General features: G+C 61.1%; 20 protein-coding genes and 1 pseudogene. 5 read left to right on the top strand and 16 right to left on the bottom strand.

Translation table 11 applies throughout. The annotated features are described in order from the left end of the window. Window positions 1-5: 5 nt before the first annotated feature. Window positions 6-1181, bottom strand: a complete 1176-nt coding sequence (locus AKL29_RS21610; RefSeq protein WP_050385549.1) for a zinc-dependent alcohol dehydrogenase — start codon at window positions 1179-1181, stop codon at window positions 6-8. Between the two features lie 156 nt (window positions 1182-1337). On the opposite strand from AKL29_RS21610, the gene AKL29_RS21605 reads away from it, so the two are divergent. Then, complete coding sequence (locus AKL29_RS21605) at window positions 1338-2123, top strand: SDR family NAD(P)-dependent oxidoreductase (RefSeq protein ID WP_050385548.1); 786 nt, start codon at window positions 1338-1340, stop codon at window positions 2121-2123. 94 nt (window positions 2124-2217) lie between these two features. Here the strand turns inward: AKL29_RS21605 and AKL29_RS21600 are convergent, their stop codons facing one another. Then, on the bottom strand, window positions 2218-3594 hold the full coding sequence (locus tag AKL29_RS21600) for an Nramp family divalent metal transporter (protein WP_244482254.1): 1377 nt from the start codon (window positions 3592-3594) through the stop codon (window positions 2218-2220). Between the two features lie 109 nt (window positions 3595-3703). Between AKL29_RS21600 and AKL29_RS21595 the strand changes: the two genes are divergently transcribed. Continuing rightward, entirely contained in the window at window positions 3704-4072 is a 369-nt protein-coding gene (locus tag AKL29_RS21595) for a hypothetical protein (RefSeq protein ID WP_152977705.1), read from the top strand. A 753-nt stretch (window positions 4073-4825) separates the two neighbouring features. Beyond that, on the top strand, window positions 4826-5683 hold the full coding sequence (locus AKL29_RS21585; protein ID WP_050385545.1) for an SDR family oxidoreductase: 858 nt from the start codon (window positions 4826-4828) through the stop codon (window positions 5681-5683). Window positions 5684-5748: 65 nt separating this feature from the next. Here AKL29_RS21585 and AKL29_RS21580 read toward each other — a convergent pair whose 3' ends face one another. The 12 genes from AKL29_RS21580 to AKL29_RS21525 all read right to left on the bottom strand — a co-directional run bounded on the left by AKL29_RS21580 (window position 5749) and on the right by AKL29_RS21525 (window position 16757). Next, a complete protein-coding gene (locus AKL29_RS21580; protein WP_082190650.1) occupies window positions 5749-6138 on the bottom strand; it encodes a c-type cytochrome in 390 nt (129 codons plus the stop codon). Between the two features lie 20 nt (window positions 6139-6158). Continuing rightward, window positions 6159-6782, bottom strand: coding sequence for a c-type cytochrome (locus AKL29_RS21575; RefSeq protein ID WP_050385543.1), 624 nt, complete (start codon window positions 6780-6782; stop codon window positions 6159-6161). A 3-nt stretch (window positions 6783-6785) separates the two neighbouring features. Beyond that, window positions 6786-7616 (bottom strand): substrate-binding domain-containing protein, encoded by an 831-nt coding sequence (locus AKL29_RS21570; RefSeq protein WP_050385576.1) that lies wholly within the window; start codon window positions 7614-7616, stop codon window positions 6786-6788. Beyond that, on the bottom strand, window positions 7600-9441 hold the full coding sequence (locus AKL29_RS21565; RefSeq protein ID WP_050385542.1) for a methanol/ethanol family PQQ-dependent dehydrogenase: 1842 nt from the start codon (window positions 9439-9441) through the stop codon (window positions 7600-7602). Before AKL29_RS21565 ends, AKL29_RS21570 begins: the two co-directional genes overlap by 17 nt. Window positions 9442-9549: 108 nt before the next feature. After that, window positions 9550-10293 carry a heme-binding protein gene (locus AKL29_RS21560; protein ID WP_050385575.1) on the bottom strand — a complete coding sequence of 248 codons (744 nt, stop codon included), beginning with the start codon at window positions 10291-10293 and terminating at the stop codon, window positions 9550-9552. Window positions 10294-10398: 105 nt separating this feature from the next. Then, complete coding sequence (locus tag AKL29_RS21555; protein ID WP_050385541.1) at window positions 10399-11331, bottom strand: cytochrome c oxidase assembly protein; 933 nt, start codon at window positions 11329-11331, stop codon at window positions 10399-10401. Continuing rightward, complete coding sequence (locus tag AKL29_RS21550) at window positions 11319-11672, bottom strand: hypothetical protein (RefSeq protein WP_050385540.1); 354 nt, start codon at window positions 11670-11672, stop codon at window positions 11319-11321. Before AKL29_RS21550 ends, AKL29_RS21555 begins: the two co-directional genes overlap by 13 nt. Beyond that, window positions 11669-12268, bottom strand: a complete 600-nt coding sequence (locus tag AKL29_RS21545; protein ID WP_050385539.1) for a cytochrome c oxidase subunit 3 — start codon at window positions 12266-12268, stop codon at window positions 11669-11671. Before AKL29_RS21545 ends, AKL29_RS21550 begins: the two co-directional genes overlap by 4 nt. Continuing rightward, the gene (gene ctaD / locus AKL29_RS21540) at window positions 12265-14178 is read right to left on the bottom strand and encodes a cytochrome c oxidase subunit I (RefSeq protein WP_082190648.1); all 1914 of its coding nucleotides are present in this window, start codon (window positions 14176-14178) and stop codon (window positions 12265-12267) included. The genes AKL29_RS21545 and ctaD overlap by 4 nt, the downstream gene beginning before the upstream one ends. Beyond that, entirely contained in the window at window positions 14175-15185 is a 1011-nt protein-coding gene (gene coxB / locus AKL29_RS21535; RefSeq protein WP_050385537.1) for a cytochrome c oxidase subunit II, read from the bottom strand. The genes ctaD and coxB overlap by 4 nt, the downstream gene beginning before the upstream one ends. Window positions 15186-15269: 84 nt before the next feature. Further along, a complete protein-coding gene (locus AKL29_RS46320; protein ID WP_283809409.1) occupies window positions 15270-15392 on the bottom strand; it encodes a hypothetical protein in 123 nt (40 codons plus the stop codon). Between the two features lie 93 nt (window positions 15393-15485). After that, window positions 15486-16757, bottom strand: coding sequence for a DUF892 family protein (locus AKL29_RS21525; RefSeq protein WP_050385535.1), 1272 nt, complete (start codon window positions 16755-16757; stop codon window positions 15486-15488). A 281-nt stretch (window positions 16758-17038) separates the two neighbouring features. Between AKL29_RS21525 and AKL29_RS21520 the strand changes: the two genes are divergently transcribed. Next, the gene (locus AKL29_RS21520) at window positions 17039-17275 is read left to right on the top strand and encodes a hypothetical protein (RefSeq protein WP_244482252.1); all 237 of its coding nucleotides are present in this window, start codon (window positions 17039-17041) and stop codon (window positions 17273-17275) included. A 150-nt stretch (window positions 17276-17425) separates the two neighbouring features. Here AKL29_RS21520 and AKL29_RS21515 read toward each other — a convergent pair whose 3' ends face one another. Both AKL29_RS21515 and AKL29_RS21510 read right to left on the bottom strand, forming a co-directional pair. Further along, entirely contained in the window at window positions 17426-17782 is a 357-nt protein-coding gene (locus tag AKL29_RS21515) for a PRC-barrel domain-containing protein (protein WP_050385534.1), read from the bottom strand. Window positions 17783-18073: 291 nt separating this feature from the next. Then, window positions 18074-18589 (bottom strand): inorganic diphosphatase, encoded by a 516-nt coding sequence (locus AKL29_RS21510; RefSeq protein WP_050385533.1) that lies wholly within the window; start codon window positions 18587-18589, stop codon window positions 18074-18076. 510 nt (window positions 18590-19099) lie between these two features. On the opposite strand from AKL29_RS21510, the pseudogene AKL29_RS21505 reads away from it, so the two are divergent. Next, window positions 19100-19701: pseudogene (locus tag AKL29_RS21505) on the top strand (phosphatase PAP2 family protein); the annotation flags it as partial.

The raw sequence follows: 19701 nt of genomic DNA, 5'->3' as shown, positions 1-19701 counted from the left end.
TGGCTTCAGGGCTTCAGCACGACCTTGACGCAGCTGTCCTGCTTGTCACGGAATAGCCTGTACATCTCGGGCCCGTGCTCGAGATTGACGGTGTGAGTAATGACGAACGATGGGTCGATTTCGCCGTCAGCGATGCGGCGCAGCAGGTCGTCGGTCCAGCGGTTGACGTGGGTCTGACCGGTGCGGATCGTGAGCCCCTTGTTCATCAGGGCGCCCATCGGAATCTTGTCCGAGAAGCCGCTATAGACACCGGGAATCGAGATCACGCCGCCCGGCCGGCAGAGATAGATCATCTCGCGCAACACATGGGGGCGATCGCTCTCCAGCATCAGCATCTGTTTGGCGCGGTCGAGTATTGTGTCCGGTTGCGACGGCATCACATGGGATTCCATGCCTGTCGCATCGATGCACTTCTCCGGACCGCGTCCATCGGTCAGCTCCTGCAACCGATCCATCACGCTTTCCGTCTTGAAGTCGATGATGGTCGCGCCGCCGGCCTCGGCCATGCTGAGCCGCTCGGGCAAGCAATCAATGGCGATCACCTGGTTGGCGCCGAGCAGGATTGCGCTGCGGATCGCCATTTGACCAACCGGACCGCAGCCCCAGATGGCGACCGTATCGCTCGGCTCGATGTCGCATTGCGCGGCGGCCTGCCAGCCGGTCGGGAAGATGTCGCTGAGGAACAGCACCTGTTCGTCCGACAGCCCCTCCGGAACCTTGATATGCGTGGCGTCGGCGAAGGGAACACGGAGGTATTCCGCCTGGCCGCCCGGATAGCCGCCAGTTAGATGCGTGTAGCCAAACAATCCTGCTGTGGTGTGGCCAAACACCTTCTCGGCCAAATGCCGCTTGCGGTTGGTGGTCTCGCATACAGAGAAATTGCCGCGTTTGCACTGCTCGCATTGGCCGCAGATGATGGTGAAAGGCACCACGATGCGGTCGCCCTTCTTAAGCTTGCCGTCCATCGCGTCGCCGGTCTCGACGACTTCACCCATCGTCTCGTGGCCCATGATGTCGCCGGGCAGCATGCCGGGAATGAAGTTGTGGAACAAGTGCAGGTCGGAGCCGCAGATTGCGCAGCTCGTGACCCTGATGATGGCATCGCGCGGATCCTCGATCCGGGGGTCGGTGACTTCGTCGCAGCGAATGTCCTCCTTGCCGTGCCAAACCAGCGCCTTCATCTCTGCCTCCGGCTCGAATGATGAATTCCAAGTCAAATCGACAAAGTTGGTTGCTAGCCTCGGAGAAGTTTTGCGGCTGCCGATCCCACAGGTGGATAGGAACAAGCTACCAGGCCGGCGATTTGAGCGAGCAACTCATGTGTTCAAGGATTGGCTATGTCAGCGCCACGTCAATTTGCCATCGTCACCGGCGCATCCACCGGTATCGGCCTGGAACTTGCCCGATGCTGCGCACTGGCAGGATTCGATCTCCTGATCGCCGCCGACGAGAACGCGATCGAAACGGCCGCTGCAGAGCTGCGGGGCCTCGGTGGACAGGTGGATGCAGTGTTGGCGGATCTCTCGACGACGGAAGGGGTCGATCGCCTCTGTGCCGCGACGCAAGGTCGTCCAGTCGACGCTCTGCTGGCGAACGCCGGCGTCGGTCTCGGCCGCGCTTTCCTGGATCAGGACTTCAACGGCATCCGGCGGGTCATCGAGACCAATATCACCGGAACGGTGTATCTTCTGCATTGCGTCGGCAACGAGATGCGCCGCCGGGATTCCGGCCGCATCCTGATCACCGGCTCGATCGCCGGCTTCACCCCCGGCAGCTTCCAGGCCGTCTATAACGGCTCTAAGGCATTCCTCGATTCATTCTCCTTTGCGCTTCGGGAAGAGTTACGTGATACTCGCATCACGGTGACTTGTCTGATGCCCGGCGCGACCGAGACCGAGTTTTTCCGCCGCGCCGATATGATGGACACCAGCGTCGGCACCGCGAAGAAGGACGATGCCGCGGCTGTTGCCAAAGCAGGCTTCGATGCGATGATGAAGGGCGAGGGGGACATCGTCACGGGGCTGAAGAACAAGCTGCAGTCGGCGGTCGCGAACGTCACTCCCGCCGCCCTTCTGGCCAAGCAGCACCGCAAGATGGCGGAGCCGGGGACTGCAAAGAGGTAGCCGCCGATCGAGTGCCGGCGCAAACTGGCCCAGCTATCCCGATCTCCCCGGAAGTTCGGTCCTTCACGCAGCCGTTGCGGCGAACCGGCAACGCCTATAGCAACCAGGACAAACCGAGGCCGATGCTGGCGGCGAAGATGGCGGCCACGGTGATCCAACTGAGGAGATTAAGCCAGAAGCCGTTGGTCTTATCGCCCATCAGCTCCCGATCGTTGGTGAGAAGCACCATGAACAAAAGCAGAGGGGGCGTCGAAAAGCCCTGCACGATGCCGGCATAGACCAGGGCTCTCATCGGATTGAAGCCGAGGCTGTTCAGCACGACCGCAACTGCGGTGAAGCCGGCGATCAAGGCATAGAATCCCTTGGCTTCGCGAGGGCTCGCATGCAGGCTGCTCTTCCAGCCGATCGCTTGAGCGAGATCGTAGGCGGCCCCCGTCGTCATCACGGGGACTGCCAGGAAGCCGACCGCGATCACCCCCATGGCGAACAGCACGGTCGCACCGCTGCCGGCCAATGGGCGAAGTGCCTCAGCCGCTTGCGCTGCATTCTCGATATTGGTCTGTCCGACCTGATGCAGTGTCGCACCCGTCGATAGGATGATAAAGTACATGATGATATTCGAGAATGCCATTCCGACGACGATGTCGCGCTGCGAGCGTACGAGTTCGGAATCGCTCGTGCCGCGTCGCTCGGCCGTCCTGGTCTTGCCGGCGGCAATCTTCTCCTCGACCTCGACGTTGGACTGCCAAGTATAGAGATAAGCCGACAGCGTAGTACCAATGATGGCGACGAGGATCGAAAGAGAATCCTTGGTCAACTCGATGTGGGGCAGGAAGGTGCCGCGCAGGATCTCGGTCGGATCGGGCTTGGCCAGGATCGCCGACCCGGCATACGCGAACAGCGAGAGCGCCAACCATCGGAACACATTGCGAATGAAGTCGTAGGATCCGAACATCTGAAACGACAGGATAATGACGGCGATCGCGATCGCCGTCAGGAACGGCGGTATTGGCACAAAGATGTTCAGACAGGCCGCCATGCCCGCGGTGTCGGCTGCGGCCTCAATGGTGTTTCCGATCAGCACGCCGATCAGCATCGGCCACAGCAGCCACTTCGGATAGCGTTCCCGGACGACCTGAAAAAGTCCTTTGCCTGTGACTTGTCCCAGTTTGGAGGAAAGATAGACGACTGAGAACATCATCGGAAACGTAACCGGCGCCATCCAGAGCAGCGTGAGCCCGAATTGCGCGCCGGCACTCGCGTAGGTGCCGATCGCAGAGCAATCGTCGTCGGCGGCGCCGGCCACAATGCCGAGCCCCAAGGTGCGGCGCCAACTTGAGCGCGGCTTCTCGCTGTTGTCAGTCAAATCGGGGTAGCCGGATTTCGACCGCCGACCTTCGGTCGGCTCATCTGGATCAGCGCGCGCGGCGCCCCGAAGTTCCTCGCGACGCGGACCGAAATTAATGTGCAATCGCAGCTACGAAGATCGGAATTCAGCGCGCTACCTTAACATACTTAAAATCGTCTCGCGCCTTCTCGCGCTACAGCATGAACAGATCCGTGTGGGCAGGGAGGCGGCAATGCTCGGCGACGAGACGGCTGCAGTGCTTCGCGCCGTGCTCGACGAGGTCTGCGGTGATGTGCCACGGCCCAATACGGCGCGGCGGACCAGCGTTTACAACAACCGAAAAGGCAAGAGCAGGATCGCCTGCGTGTCGGTAGCACACGGTATGTCCGGCCTATGTAGCACACGATATGTCCGGCAATTTTCGTACCCTTTGGAGCGGCATGTGATGCGCCGGACGGAAGCCCTTCAGCGTGTGCGCATAATCAAGTCTCTGGACATTTTAGGCCGGTACGAGGCTTTGGAGTCCAACCAGCTGAAAGCAGCGGAGCCTTTGGGTGTCGGGGAACGGACCTTTCGGCGCTGGATCTCGACCAAAAGATGAGCCATGCGCCACGTCAAGTGAGCGGGCGCGCGACACTCTCAGCGGTCGGCGGCCAATGATCCTCGCCGATGAGTAAGCCAAACAATTGTTATGCTCTGTCGTTTCTTGATTAACAAATTCCGCCGCGGGCGGCATTACGGCTCGTGAGCTCGCAGGCAGTTGCCGCGACGCATCGCCGCCGGCGCACATACGCTTTCATGAGGGAGGGTGCTCTTAGGAACGTCGCTGGCCAAGAGATGTTGCTCGTTCTGGTCCAAGACAGAGGAAGCGTTCAAATGAAAGTTGCGAAAATCGTTCTGGCAGCGGCATTCATCTTTGGGTCAATCGCAGCAGCAACCGCCCAGGGCGGCGGAGGTGGTGGAGGCGGCGGTGCTGGCGGAGGCGGGGCTGGCGCCGGCGCCGGCGCCGGTGCAGGAGGTGCAGGAGCGGGCGGTGCTGGCTCTGGAGGCACCGGGAGCGGCGCAGGCGGCGGAGACTCACCGGCTACAGCTACGGGGCAGGGCGCCTCGAGCAGCCCGCGTTCGGCGAATCCCGGAGCAACGATGAATGACACGAAGGAGCGCCGAGGACGCTGAGGGGCTTGCCCCGAGCCGGTGGTAAAGGCCGGCCTCGCGGCTTCTCGCCCTATCGCTCAGCGGCGGTCCATTTATGGGACGTCGCCGTGTTGACGCGTGATGCTGTCAAGCGCGCGCCCGGTGGTTAGGAACGACCGCGTGAAGGCAGCGGTTAGTTTATGCTATCCTGGAGCCCGCCATGACCGATTTTCCCAAGCCGCCGTTTCCTCCTCAGAAGCAACCAATGCCGGGCTTGACTGGCAAGATGGATCCGAGGCCCAACCATGGAGAAGAGAGCTACCGGGGATCCGGCCGGCTTACCGGCCTGAAAGCGATCATCACGGGTGGCGATAGCGGGATCGGACGTGCGGTCGCAATCGCCTATGCGCGGGAGGGGGCGGATCTCGTGCTTGCCTATCTCGAGGAGGATGAGGACGCAGCCGAGGTCAAGAACTTGATCGAAAGAGAAGGACGCAAGGCCGTTCTGATCTCCGGTGACGTTCGCAACCCTGAACATTGCCGTGGCATCATCCGCCGTGCCGTCGACGAATTGGGAGGGATCGACATTCTCGTCAACAATGCTGCGCATCAGGCGACATTCAAGGATATCGGCGACATCAGTGATGAGGAGTGGCAACGTACGTTCGAAACCAATATTCATGCCATGTTCTACCTGAGCAAGGCGGCCGTGCCCCACATGAAGCCTGGGGGCGCGATCATCAATACGGCTTCGGTGAATTCCGATATGCCAAACCCGATTCTGCTGGCATATGCGACCACAAAGGGTGCGATTCAGAACTTCACCGGCGGACTTGCGCAAATGCTTGCAGCGAAGGGAATTCGGGTCAACGCGGTCGCGCCGGGTCCGATCTGGACACCGCTCATTCCATCCACGATGCCGGAAGAGGCGGTTAAGACGTTCGGCCAGCAGGTGCCGATGAAGCGCGCGGGGCAGCCGGCCGAACTCGCAACGGCGTACGTCATGCTCGCCGACCCCTTATCGAGTTACACATCGGGGACGACGGTTGCTGTCACTGGCGGTAAGCCGTTCATGTAGGACGGGAGCGCCCTTCTAGATTCCCTGACGGTAAAAAGGGTACTGCGCCGGCTGGGCCTGACTCGTTACTTCAACGTGTATAGGAATGCGCTGATGTCGCGCGCATCGTTCTGCGAAATTCCCGAACTCGGCATGGCGTTGCCCGGCAACGCCTTTTGCGGATCCTCGATCCAGAACGTCATATTGTCCGGCGAATTTTGGAAGAAACCGGCAATGTAGGTTCGACTGGCAATCCGCCGCAACGAAGGTCCGACATTGCCGTCGGCGTCGGCAATGCCGGGAATTTCGTGGCAACCGCCGCATCCATACTGCTTCACTAGATCGGCACCGCGGCGAGAATTGCCATTGAAATTCTGGGCACCGGAGGCAACGTTGTTGCCGCACCCGGTCAAGGTGCAGCCAAGGCAGAGCACAACGAGTAAACGGCAGGTCGATCTTGCAATCTTGCCGCTCATTGTTCGCTCCAATCACTCGTTCACGGCTTCTGGCCAGAGCTGAATTTCTTGGTGCTGGACCAGGGATCGCTCGTCGAAACCTGTTCGGTCGGAACCTGCTCGATCTCGGGTGACAACGGCTCGGCGGAAAACGTGCGGCCCCAATGCCGGCTCGGTTCGTTGCTGATCTTCCCGATATAGGTGACCAGGTCCCAGATCACCGTATCCGGCAATACGGCGCCCCAGGCCGGCATGCCGTTCGGCCGTCCCTGGTAGATGGAAAGATAGATGTTCTCAGGTTGAGAGCCGTAAGTGAAGATGTTGTTGCTCAGTGACGGGCCCATGCCGCCGCCGCCATTTGCGGCGTGGCAGCCGATGCAGTTGAAGTTGACGAAATAGGTCATGCCGCGCTGCTCGGCCTTCGGATCGCCCTGCACGGGATTCTTGATCGCTGGGTTGCTGGGTTGAGCACCTGGAAAGAGATGGCTGACGGGCACCTGCATGAACACGCCAGGGCGGCCGTTGCCGACGCTTTGTCCGAAATCCGGGCGCGGTGAGAGCGTGGGCGTTTGCGCTTCCTGCGATTGCGGCAGGCTCTGCTGGCCGATCGCGGTTTGGCTGCCGGCGAACAGCAGGAATGCACCAAATGTGAGGATCATCCGCATCAGCTAACCGCCTCCGGCGGAGGTTTGCGTCTCGACCAGGGGTACGCCGTAGCTGCGCAGCAGCGAGGTGATCTCCGACCGGTGCCCATCGATGAAATCGTTGAGGCGGTCTCGCAGCGCATGATCGCCCTTGCGTACGCCCATCGAAATCGAAAACTGGAACTGCTGCGGCGCAAATCGTTCACCGTCCTGCATGGGGGTGACCACGAGGCTGACTCGAGATCGCCTCGCGAAGTAGCCGCCGAGCGGTCCCCACGCTGCGGCGACATCGATCTCGCCGCTTTCGACTGCTCCGATCAGACGCGCCGGGGGATCAGGCTCTCGATAGTCGCCATAGATCGAATAGCCGCGTACGTTGTCGACGATGCCCTGTTCTCCGAGTGCCTCCGCTGGAGGCGCATTGTTTCCGTCATCGCCGATCAGGTGCACCCCGATCTTCAATCGGTGCAGTTGCGGATCGAGCAGCGATGCCAGTTCGAGATGCCGGTCCTGCCGCGTCACGAAGACGTAGGTCGAGCGGTAATAGGGCTTCGTCGTCTCCGCCATTTCGAAGTGGTCCGGAACGCCGAGCACGACGTCGCATTTTCCGGCTTTGAGCGTATTGCGGATAAAGCCGCGGCGGTGCGCCCACCAAGTGTAGGAGAGCTGCAATCCGAATTGCTCGGCCATCATGGCGGCGAGCCTGTTCTCGAACCCTTGTTCCGCGCGGTTGGAGAACGGCATATTGTTCGGATCGGCACACACGCGAAGCTCGCCAGCCTGCTCCGTTGCCGCAGCGGCAGTGCCGAGAGTCATGGCAAGGACAATGGCGGCATGCTCAGCGAGCCGGCGCATGATCGTTGCCCTGACCATTTGCACCGCCGAGCTTGAAGACGAGCAATTCGCTGCCGCCCGCGGTATAGAACGGCAAATCCTGCATCGCCCCTGCGAAGCCCAGCGCGCCATTGCGGACTCTGGGATCAACTTCTGCATTCGCGACGACCCCTGGCCAGCCGCCGACACCGGAAAGGATCGCGATGTATTGCTGTCCATCGGAGCCGCGATACGAGATCGGCTGGCCGATGAAGCCGGAGCCGGCGCGGAATTGCCAAAGCAGACGACCGTCCTTCGCATCCACAGCTTTGAAGAGCCGGTCCATGGTGCCGTAGAAGGCGACATCGCCGGCGGTGACGAGCGCTCCACTCCACACGGGAAGACGCTCGTGAAGCTCCCAGACCTTCTTCCGCGCAATGGGGTCCCAAGCCATGAACTCACCGCGATAGCCGCCCGGGCCGGCATACATGTCGACGTCGGCGCCAACATAGGGAGTGCCGGCGATATAGCCGACCTGCGAGGCCTTGAAGTTCATGCAGAGATGCTGATGCGGGACGTAGAGGAGCCTGGTGCGCGGTGACCAGGCGGTGGGCTGCCAATCCTTGGCGCCCGGTGCCGCCGGACAAATATCCTCAATGGTCTTCCCGAGCAGCGGCGCCTTGTCTTCGTTGGGGATGATCCTTCCCGTCTTGAGATCGACGCCTTTGTAGGCATTGATGAGTTCATAGGGGTCGGCGGAAATCACCTCACCCGTGCTGCGATCCATGACATACATGTAGCCGTTGCGGCCGGGGTGGATGAGCACCTTGCGGGCTTGTCCGTTGAGCTCGAGGTCGAGCAGAACGTTCTCGTTGATCTCGTCATGGTCGAACAAATCGTGGGGATTGAGTTGATACGCCCACTTCGCCTGCCCGGTATCGGCATTGCGCGCGAAAATCGACGTGCTCCAAAGATTGTCACCGCTGCGCTGGTTGGCGTTCCAGGGGCTCGGGTTGGCGGTTCCGTAGTAGACGAGGTTGAGCTCGGGGTCGTAGGAGACCCAGCCCCAGACGGTGCCGCCCCCGACCTGCCAGCGGTCGGCCGGCCAGCTCTTTACGCCGAGGTCCGTGCCCCTGAGATTGGCGTAGAACGGCTTGAAGTCGTCGCCGATCAGCACGTCCTTGTCCGGACCGGTAGAGTAGGCACGCCAGAAGATCGCGCCTGTGCTCTCGTCCAGCGCAGTGAGCCAGCCGCGCACACCCATTTCGCCACCGCTATTGCCAACCAGGATCTTCCCCTTGACGACGATCGGCGCCATGGTGATCGTCTCGCCCTTGTTGATTTCGCCGAGCTTCGTATGCCAAAGTTCTGTACCGGTCTTGGCATCAATGGCGACGGTATGGTTGTCGAGCGTGTTGAGAAAGATCTTGCCATTGTCGTAAGCAAGACCGCGGTTGACCACATCGCAGCAGGCGACACCAGCTGCCGCTGGCTCGGGCTTCGGAGCATAGGACCACTTCAACTCTCCCGTGGTCGCATCCAGCGCGAAGACGCGATTGGGATAGGGCCCGGCGTAGGGTCCAACCACATACATGGTATTGTCGATCACAAGCGGAGCCGCTTCCTGGCCGCGGTCAGCTCCCACCGAAAAGGTCCAGGCAAGCTGCAGGCGCGATGCGTTGCCTGCATTAATCTGATCGAGATCGCTAAAGCGCGTATTGGCATAGTCGCGCGCCGCCATGGGCCATTGTCCGGGATCCTTCATCCGGGCCTGCAGGTCACTCTGCGCGAAGGAAGACGAGATCCAGGCGGCGCAGATAATGCTCACCGTTGCGGCGAACGCGCGCCCGCAGTTCCGGTTTAACATGGGTGAAGATCTCCACGACAAAATGGATGCCGGTGGCCGGCCGCCTGGCCTGTCACCAACGTACAAACGTCGCGCTTTGGCTTGGTTCCAAAAGGCTGGTCCGTCCGCTTAGCGCACGACGTTTCCTGACACGCCGGCGCCAAGATCGACGGCGATCTGGTCTTCCTTACCGTTGCACTTCGGATGGCCGAAGCCCGAAGGGCTTTTTCCGTCCGGACCGATATCGTAGATGATTGCGTCCTTCATGTTCGGGTTGACGCCGGAGGGTATGTGATCGAGGCCCAGCAGGTGGCGCACGCGCCAGGCGACATTGTGGTCGGCACACGAGCTGTCGCCGCTCACGCCAAGCGCGCCAACGATGCCATTGCCGTCGTAGAGCGCCACTCCGCCACCGAACACGATGACGCCGCCGACCTGCTTTCCGATCATCGGATCATGCTGCGTCCCGAAATCCTGGCTCTGGCCCGCGTTGATCGTGTCCGGAATCGGCGGGTTACTCGACGCTGCACCGAACAGAAAGCCACCGGGTTGCGCCCCGGTGTAGAGATTTGCGGTCGCCATCGCCTTGTCCTTCAGGCTGAACGCATTCGCTGTGTTGGCTTTCTCCGCGGCAATGGCCTGGCAGCCGCGCCATTGGTCGTCGGGCTTGGTACCGCTGAATGCGATTGCGCAGACGATGCCTTGCCGGTTGACCACCGCGGCCCATTCATGGTTGTCGAGCCCGCCATTGCTCGGTCCACCTGAGGGCTTGACGCTTTTCTTCAAGATATCGACGAGATGGTCGTGGTCGACAGGGCAGGATACGCCGGTCCCTTGGGAGGAGTCTTGCGCAGCGGACTGTCGTGCGAGCAGGAGAGCGGCGATTGAGAGGGCCAATGTCCCTGTCCAAAGCTTGTTCACGTATCCTCCGCGCGTTGAGGGTCACCAACGCGAACGCTCGAATGAAAGTGGCGGTTCCTAACCGGCCGGTCGCACATCACGGAATGCGCCAGAGCCGCTCGCCGGCTGCAGCGGGGTCAGCCAGCGATAGGCGAACAACAGGGCAGCGCCCGTATAGAGAATGCCCATCGGGACCCACATCAGAATTCCGGCCAGTTGCTGATCCTCGAGCGGCGATAAGCCGAACTCGCCGGCGAGCGCGCCCTGGCTCGGCACCCAGACCCGCGTCGATAGGGTCAGCAGGGCGCCTAGCACGCCGGAATGCAGAACAGTTATGAAGAGACAGGCGATGCCGATGCCGTCACGCATCCGTTCGCTGCGTCCTCTCCCGCGTCCATGGAGCAACACCCACCAGAACAGCAGCGCCGTCACGAAGAAGCTGAGGTGCTGGAGCCGATGGATCGCGATATTCTCAAGCGCAAGCGTGTAAAGCGGTGGCGCGTGCCAGATCCACAAAGCCAGCCCGTGCAGGGCGGTCGCGCTGACCGGATGACTGAGAAATGCCCATATCGTGGCCAACGGAGCTGTACTCACCAGACGGCCCGCGGGCCGAAGCGATGGCGGCAGGCTCCACAGCAGCGGACCGTTGGTCCGGGAATAGGCAACCAACGGAGCGGCAACCAGCATCAATAGCTCGTGCTCGATCATGTGCGCCGTGAACAGGCGCTCGCCGAGCCAGTGAAGCGGAGAGGTCAACGCGAGCGCCACAACCAGCCATCCGGTCCAGAATGCCGCCACGCGCCGGTATGTGACGCCGCGTCCGCCGCCGGCGCTCCGCCAAAGGCGCTGCGTTCCGACGTAAAATAAAATACCCGCCAGATAGAGCGGTATCAGCAGCCAAGGATCGTAGCTCCACAGCGCCGCCGGGTCGGACACGTTTGCCAGCCCATGCGCTGAAGCGGACGATGGCAGCAGTGCGATAAGCAGAAGCAAGAGACTCAACGCAGGCATGGGCTGATCACGAGCGCGGCAAGAAGTTGATCGGCGATGACAAGCGCGAACAGCACGCCGGTACCTACCCCGAGCCAAGCCATGAATGTTCTGGGACCACCGCCTGCGGAGTCGCTCCATTCGGTTCCAGCACGGCGGCGAACAGCGCGAGCCGAGATCACGGTGCCGGCCAACGATGCGAGCACCAGAAGGGTGCTCAAGGCGACGCCGCCCCACATCGCCTTCTCGCATGCGAGATGGGAGATGGCGTAGACGCCCTGCAGGTTAGCGGCCCAGGCGGCGGGCCCGAGTGCTACGCCAGCCCAATAGAGCAACCTGACACTGCTTTCGTTGACGGTCATAGTCGCGGCACCCAGTCGAGCAACACATAGAGCGGCAGCCACGCGATCACGACAAAGTTCCAGTAGAAAACGTTGTCGGTCACGTCACTGAAGCGGCGAGGCTTGGCGTGCGCCGTAAACATCAGGACGGCAAGCACGATCGTATCGCCAAGGTCGGTCGCAAGATGCGTGGTGTGCAGGCCCAGGATCAACCAGACCACCGAGCCATAAGCGGAGTTGTCCCAGCGGGTGTTAAGATGGGCAAACTCGAAGCCGCGCAGGATCAACAGCGCGATGCCGATCAGCGACATGACAACGAGCCAGACGCGCACCTTGTGCAGATCCTGCTGGTGCGCGGCGCGATTGGTATACTGGTTGGGGATGATGCTGAGCAGGAAGACGATGGTTTCCGCCGTTCCGGGCCAGAGATCGGGCGGTGAAGCGCCTATTGGCCAAGTCGGGTTCACGGCATAGAGGTAGAGATAGACGCCGATCGCGATGGCGAAACCCATGCCCTCCAACGCCATGAAACTGATCGCGCCCCACCATGGCCCGCTTTGCAGGCCGAAGCCAAAGGTAGGCAGTTCTCCGACATTACGGACGATGGTCTGCTTCATTCCTCGTCCTCTTTGCTGCCGGTCGGCCAGAACCAGCCGATCAGGGTAATCGCCATCGGCGGCGTTCCCCACACCACCGCCCATGGAGTGAAGATCGAACCGATGAAGAAAATCGTTGTTGCGATGGCGGTAAGCAACGGCCAAATGCTGGGTTCCGGCGACGCTTCACGTATTTGCGGCTCGGCATCGGCGAGGGACGTCAGCAGCACTTCGCGGCGTTCCGCGCTGAGGCCTGCGATGACCGGCAAGATGTTGGGGTCTGCCCATAATGGATCGCGATGCGTGACGACAGGAATGCGGTCGAAGTTCTGGGGGGGCGGGGGAGATGCCGTCGCCCACTCCAGAGTGGATGCATCCCACGGGTTGTCGTTCGCCGGCATTCCCCTGCGTAGGCTGTAGATCGCATTCGCGAGCAAAACCGCAAAGCTGAGCGCGAAGATTGCGGCGCCGACGCTGGACAGCAGATTGAGCCGATCCCAGCCCATCTCGGGCGTGTAAGTGTAGACCCGGCGGGGCATTCCCATCAGGCCGAGGATGTGCATTGGGAAAAACGCGATATTGAAGCCGAAGAAGGCCAGCCAGAAGTTCCACCGGCCGAGCCGCTCGCTCAACATCCGGCCGCAGATCTTGGGAAACCAGTAGTAGACCGCTCCGATGAGCGGGAATACGGCGCCGCCGATCAGGACATAATGGAAGTGAGCGACGACAAAATAAGTGTCATGGACCTGGGTATCGATCGGGACCGACGCCACCATGACCCCGGACAGGCCGCCAATCACGAAGATCACGATGAATCCGAGCACGAACAGCAGTGGCGTCCGATACACCGGGCGACCGTCCCACAATGTGGCGATCCAGCAGAATATCTGCAGGCCGCTCGGCACGGCGATCAACATGCTTGACGCGGTGAACAGGCCGGCCCCGAGCTGGGGCAGCCCCGTCACGAACATGTGGTGAACCCAAAGTCCGAACGACAGGAATCCGGTTGCGATCAGCGAGAGAACGATCGCGGGATAACCGATCACCGGCCGGCGCGCGAAGGTGGCGAGGACCATCGACACCATGCCCGTTGCCGGAATGAAGATGATGTAGACCTCCGGATGTCCGAAGAACCAGAACAAGTGCTGCCACAACAGCACGTTGCCGCCCGAAGAAGGATCGTAGAAGCGGGTGCTGACCAGACGATCCAGGATGAGCGAAGTGGATGCAACCATGATCGATGGCATCGCAAACAATACGAGGAAAGCCGTAACCAGCATCGCCCAAACGAACAGCGGGATGCGATCAAGGGTCATTCCGGGAGCGCGTTGCTTGAAGACCGTGACGATGATCTCGACGGCAACCGCGAGCGCTGCGACTTCCGTGAAGGTGATCATCTGGGCCCAGACGTCGGCGCGCTTGGATGGCGTGAACTGCAGGCTGGAGAGCGGTGTGTAGGCGAACCAGCCGACGTCAGGCCCGACGTTGAACGCGAAGGAGATCCAGAGGAAGCAGCCGCCGAACAAGAACATCCAGTAGCTGAAGGCGTTGAGGCGCGGGAAAGCAATGTTGCGCGTGCCCACCATGAGCGGCACCAGGTAAACCGCGAAGGCTTCCATGACGGGAACGGCGAACAGGAACATCATCGTCGAGCCGTGCATCGTGAAGACTTGATTGTACAGGTCCGGCGAAAGCAGACGCTGCTCGGCACCTGCCAGCTGAATACGCATCAGAATCGCGAGGAGTCCGCCGAGAACCAGGAAGGCGAATGCCGTCACGATGTAGCGGCGTCCGATGATCTTGTGATCGACCGACATGAGCGCGCCCATCAGTCCCGATGGCGTCCGCCAGATACCTTCCAATCGGGTTGCAAGTTGCAGCCCATGGAGGGCATCATCCCGCATCTCTTTTTGCTCGACGGCCATGCTCACTTGAGCTGCTCCAGGTACTGAATGATCGCGATCAGCTCTCCCGACTGCAGCGGCATCCGGGGCATCAGATTGCCGGGCTTAATGTGCTGCGGATCGGCGATCCAGGCTCCCAGCGCCGCGGGCGTTTGCGGCAGTGTGCCCGCCGCTATCGTCGTCCGGCTTCCGATGTGGGTGAGGTCCGGGCCCAACTGGCCGCCTGCCAGGGTGCCGCGGACGGTGTGGCACAGCGCGCATCCGCGGCCGCGAAATAGCTCCTCTCCCTGCTTGGCGAGGGTGTCGGTCGGGCTCGTTGCGCTCTGGTTCTCGTGCTCTCGCCAGCGCTCGAATTCATCGGGCCGGAGCGCGATTGCCGCGAACGCCATATGGGCGTGTTGCAAGCCGCAGAATTCAGCGCATTGGCCGCGATAGATGCCGGTTTTTTTCGCCGTAAACTGGATCTCGTTGGTTTGTCCGGTGATCAAGTCCATCTTGCCGGTAAGGCTGGGGACCCAGAAGCTGTGGATGACGTCGGCGGATTCGAGCTCCACCTTGACCGGCTTGCCAACTGGAATGCGGATTTCGTTTGCCGTGGCGAAGCTGTTGTGCGGGCTGTCAGCCTCGTAATGAACTTCCCACCACCATTGATGACCAATAATCCTGAGTGTCAGGGCGCCTGGATCCTTGGCAAACAGCGTGCGCTGGCCGGCATAGCTCACGAACGACAAGACGAGCACGATCAATGTGGTGGCTATACCAAGCCCGAGAATGATGCGCCCAGCGCATGTCTCGAACGGCGGATGAAGTTCGAGTGGCGCGCCTGCGATGCGCGTTCGCCGCAACAGGCCAATACCGAGAACGACAGTGACGCAGCTCCAGACGATCCCGGACACCGCAAGAAACATGATGAAGGTGTGACGGATCTGCTCGGATTGGAGAGCTTGCGGGTCAAGCGCCGATTGCGAGCCGGCGCAAGCAACGAGCGGCAACGCGACGGAGAGGAGGAGGCCGGATCGGACCCAGGCAGGCATGGGTACTCGTTGAGCTTGGTTGCCCGGGCCGAACCGCCGGCTCCTACAAAGGTTCCTATGTCGGCTGGACCGCTCGGCTCCCAATCATCCCGGCCAACCCTTCACCGCAACGAAAATTGCCACATCCGCCGCTGCTAACAGCAGCAGCACAAGCAAGGTCGCGACGATTGCGCCCGTCTGGGTTATCACCCGAAGCTCTTCGAGCATCACACGGCTCCTTTTCTGCATATGCAGCCACTCGACCGGGCTCCTCGGGAGCCCGGCCGCGGCACTCTCATAGGCAGCTTCCAACGTGCTCGGCTATTCGGCCGGCTCGACCGCCGCCGGCATCTTCGCGACCGACATCAGCGACCGTGCCACCTGATTCAGCAACTGGTCCGCGTTTTCCTCCTCTGCCAGCGACTTGGAGAGGAGACTGACGATAGCACTGTGGCGAAGTTGCTGGGCGAGATTGCGCGCCGTGGTGTAGCCCGCCATCTGATAGTGCTCGACGCGTTGGGCGGCGCCGATCAGCGCGAGGTCGGCAGCGGCATTTTCCTTCTTGCCGCCTTCGGCAATGATCTCTTCTCCTTCCTCAATCAGGCCAATCATGCCTTTGCAGGGCTTGGGCTTGGCCGACTTGCCGAGGAGCTCGAAGCACTCGTTGATGCGCTCGATCTGGGCTTCGGTCTCGGCGAGATGCTGCTCGAATAGCTCACGCAGTTGGTCAAAGCGGGCTGCTTGAGCCATTTTTGGAAGCGCCTTCGTCAACTGCTTTTCGGCGTGGAGAATGTCACGGAGCTCATCGATCAGAAGGTCGCCGAGGCCGGCCTCATCCGCGGGCGGCGAACTTTCCGTGACGATCGCACTGGCAGGACCGGGCTCGCCAGCCTGGATGGCAGGTGACTCCGTGAACACCCAGTCTCCACCCTCGTTCCAGGGCCCGCGGGTGTCGATCTCGCCATGGTCGCCCATGCCGGTCGAATCATTGAAGTACTGATTGACCAGACCGGGCGTCGGCGCGATACGGCCGATGCTGAACGGCGGTTTGCTCAAGCTTTCGAGCGCCAGCGAGAACGCCTTCATGTGAGTGATCTCACGGGTCATCAGAAACTGGAGAGCGTCCTTGGTGCCGGCATCGTCGGTGAAGTTGATCAGGCGCTCATAGACGATCTTGGCACGCGCCTCAGCGGCGATGTTGTTGCGCAGATCCACGTCCAGTTCACCGGTTATCTTGAGATAGTCGGCAGTCCAGGCATTGCCTTGCGAGTTGAACAAATTCACCCCGCCGCCACCGGCGATTGCGATCAGCGGATCCGCCTCGGCCGCCTGACGGTCGAACTTCGAGGGTTTGAGATGCATGCGTGCGAGCGTGCCGACCACTTCCAGATGGCTGAGCTCCTCGGTGCCAATGTCCATGAGGAGGTCCTTGCGGTCCGGATCTTCACAGTTCAGGCCTTGAATAGAATATTGCATGGCCGCTGCGAGTTCGCCGTTCGCGCCACCGAACTGTTCTAGGAGCATGTTGCCAAAGCGCGGGTCCGGCTCGTCGACGCGAACGGTGAACATAAGTTTCTTGACGTGGTGATACATTGAGGACTCCGATTTCCTGACGCGGGATCGGCTCCTGAAACGGTCCCGCCGCGGCGTCGTTCCTATGAGACGTTTGGGATCGATGCGGCCGGATCGCGATTGCCCGCCATTATCGGCTCCGCTAGGTACGCACTGGCGGAGGTTCACCGTATAGAATGGTCTCCTCTAGCAACCCACGACCCCTTAGCGCATTGTACGGCCATCGCTGATCAAGGTTCCGACCCAGCATCGGTGATGAGAGACCGACCATGCTCCCACCCTCAAAGGATGGAGCCCTCGCCATGGGGAGCCAACTTAGATCGCATTATCGCGAGATGCAGCGTCATCACCTGGAATTGGCTGAGAGACACGTTGCTCAAGGCGAGCGACGGATCGTTGAGCAGCAGGAGCGGGTCGAAAAGCTCGCCTGCCGCGGCCTAGGCGTAGCGCAGGCGGAAAAGGTCCTGGACAGCTTCTATGCCAGTCAGGAGCTGTTCATCCGCCACCGGGATGAAATTCGCAAAGAGCTGGAAGGATAGGGTAAGGTCGCCTCGCTCTCGGTTCAGCGTTGGCGAGTGCTTCGCGCCGACTAGAAGCGACCTTACGGGAAAGAAACCGACCGCCGACTGGCCGTGCCTCCGGCCCGGCGCGGGTAGCGCCGGGCTTTCATGAGCGCAAATGGTCTGGGCTCACCAGTAGGGGGAGGCCTGATAGTAGTCGTAGACACGCCGGTCGTTCTCGCGGTTCCAACTCCAGTCATTGTCGTTGGTGTAGCGCGGCGCCTTGTCCAACTGATTCTTGGTAATGTTAGTCCGGTACCCGCCCAGATTGGTATCATAGGTCAGGCTTGACCACGGTGTCGGATAGTGATCATCGCCGATGCCAAGGAAGCCGCCATAGCCGAGAACCGCGTAGGCGACCTTCCCCGACACCTTGTCGATCATGACACGCTCGACGCTGCCTATCTTTTGCTGGTCGGCTCCATACACAGCGGTGCCTTCGACCTTGTCACTGCCGATAAGATTTCCTGTCTCGCGTTCTGCCATCTCTCTCTCCTCAATGTTGCATGATTAGAACATCAAACGCAGGCTCGATGAGCCCGTTCCAAGGGCTGAAAAAGTGCCGCTGGAGATTGCGGCCGCCAAGCGGCACCTCGCCAGCTTCCACTAGCTCGACCATCGGCAGCATCGGACGAGGGGCGCAAACCCGGGGTGCCATTGAACTATGTGAATCGGATCTGCAGGAACGCGTAACGCGAGGTTAATGCCTATCGCATGCCAGCGCGCCGCTGACCGTCTCTCGATCCGCTGGCTGCAGCTCGCAGCTCGGGCAAATTCCTACTTCGATACGCGCTTGATCGTCTTGGCTGCATGGCTTGGCCCATGCCAGCCGAGGAAAGTCAGCTCTTTGCTCTCAAGAGCATTGGTGGCGCGGAAGAACGCTTCGAGTTCCTGGCAAGCGCGCGAGGGAAGATGACGGACATCCGTTAGATCAGTTTCGAGTGGCGAGCGGTCCGGTACGGCGAATATGCGATCGTTGCGCTCCGTTTTTCCCTTGCTCTTCTGCTCGATCTCGAGCACACCAACCGGCCTGCATTTGAGAACAACGCCGGGATATGTCTGGGCGTCGTGAATAACCAGTATATCGAGAGGGTCGCCGTCCTCTGCCTTGGTGGACGGGATGAAGCCCCAGTCGTATGGATAGCTGAGGCCCGCCATCAGGGGCTTTGCCAATGTGAAGGTCCCGAGCTTGGGGTTAAACTCGAGCTTGCATGTACTCCCGCGGGGAGTCTCGACGACAGCGAAGACGTGCTCATCGTCGGCCCATGTCGGGAGCTTGGCAAGATCCGTCATGCCGTGCGCCTACGAGACGCTGCGGCGCCTCTTTGCTCCAATAGCCCGCGTGGTCATCCAGCTGCGGTTTGTCAAACCAAACGGTCGTGCCGATCTATCGTTCCTACGTACCATTTAGGTGCTGTGACGAACTCTGCAATCGAGAACAATGGCGGCGTCCGGACATCGATAAAAGCGCGACAACTGCGCCGGTAGCCGCTGGCCCCGTAATAGTGCATCGCGGGAGCGAGCTCGCCATCGGCGCCACCGAATTTCAAGAAGCATGTCGCTAAACGGCGGTCCGGTTCGTCGACCCGAACGCAGCTTCTCGACAGGTGGCAGATCAAAAAACCCTTCGGGATAAGGGGTGGTCATCGCGTATGGAACTCAGGCTCGTTTGTTCCTATTGACCGGGGTTTCTGGCCGGACGCCGAACCACGACGCTTCCCGTCTGGGGGCCGGATTCGAGGAGGGGAGGACCTCAGCGGCACGCGGAGCGTTGAAAGGTACTTACCTTTTTGGCCGTGAGACATGTTCAAAGTCGCTCGATTGTCAGCAAGGCGCCCTGGCCGCCGGCCAAGCTTTCCAGTGACTGTCCGACCAACCAGAGCGGACGTCGCGGTGGCACATTCTATCGCCCGCAACACCGCGCCAGCCCCGGAGCAGGTGGCCCGCGCGCTAACCTGGGGCGCTGACGAGAAGCTTCTTCTGGTCCTGGCCAGCCGTCGGCTGGCTCGCCTCGCGCGGCCGTGGGGCGCCGCTGCGGCGTGCAGGCAACCACGCTCTGCTCGTAACGGTCGCCGCGTCGCTGCTGCCCCATGGTTTGAAAGTCGTGTTCGACCAAACTCGGCCGGACCGCCGAACGGTGATTGGGCACGTGCATGGCGTCCCGCTTTCCGGCAAACGAAAAGATGCTTTCCCCTCAGGCCACGCACTGCACATGGGCGCTCTGGCATCGGCGGCCAGCGTGTTGCCTGCGGGTCCCCGGCGGGCGATACGCGCGATTGCGGTCGGACTGTCGCTCACCCGCATCGTGATCCTGGCGCATTGGGCAAGCGATGTCGTTGCCGGCTTCGCGCTCGGGGCCGTTGTTGAACGGACCCTCCGGCTTTGGACCGGCTACTCAGATGGCA

The organism is Bradyrhizobium pachyrhizi (assembly GCF_001189245.1).
GTDB classification, from domain to species: Bacteria; Pseudomonadota; Alphaproteobacteria; order Rhizobiales; family Xanthobacteraceae; genus Bradyrhizobium; species Bradyrhizobium pachyrhizi.
This window is presented reverse-complemented; position numbering and strand designations above follow the sequence as displayed.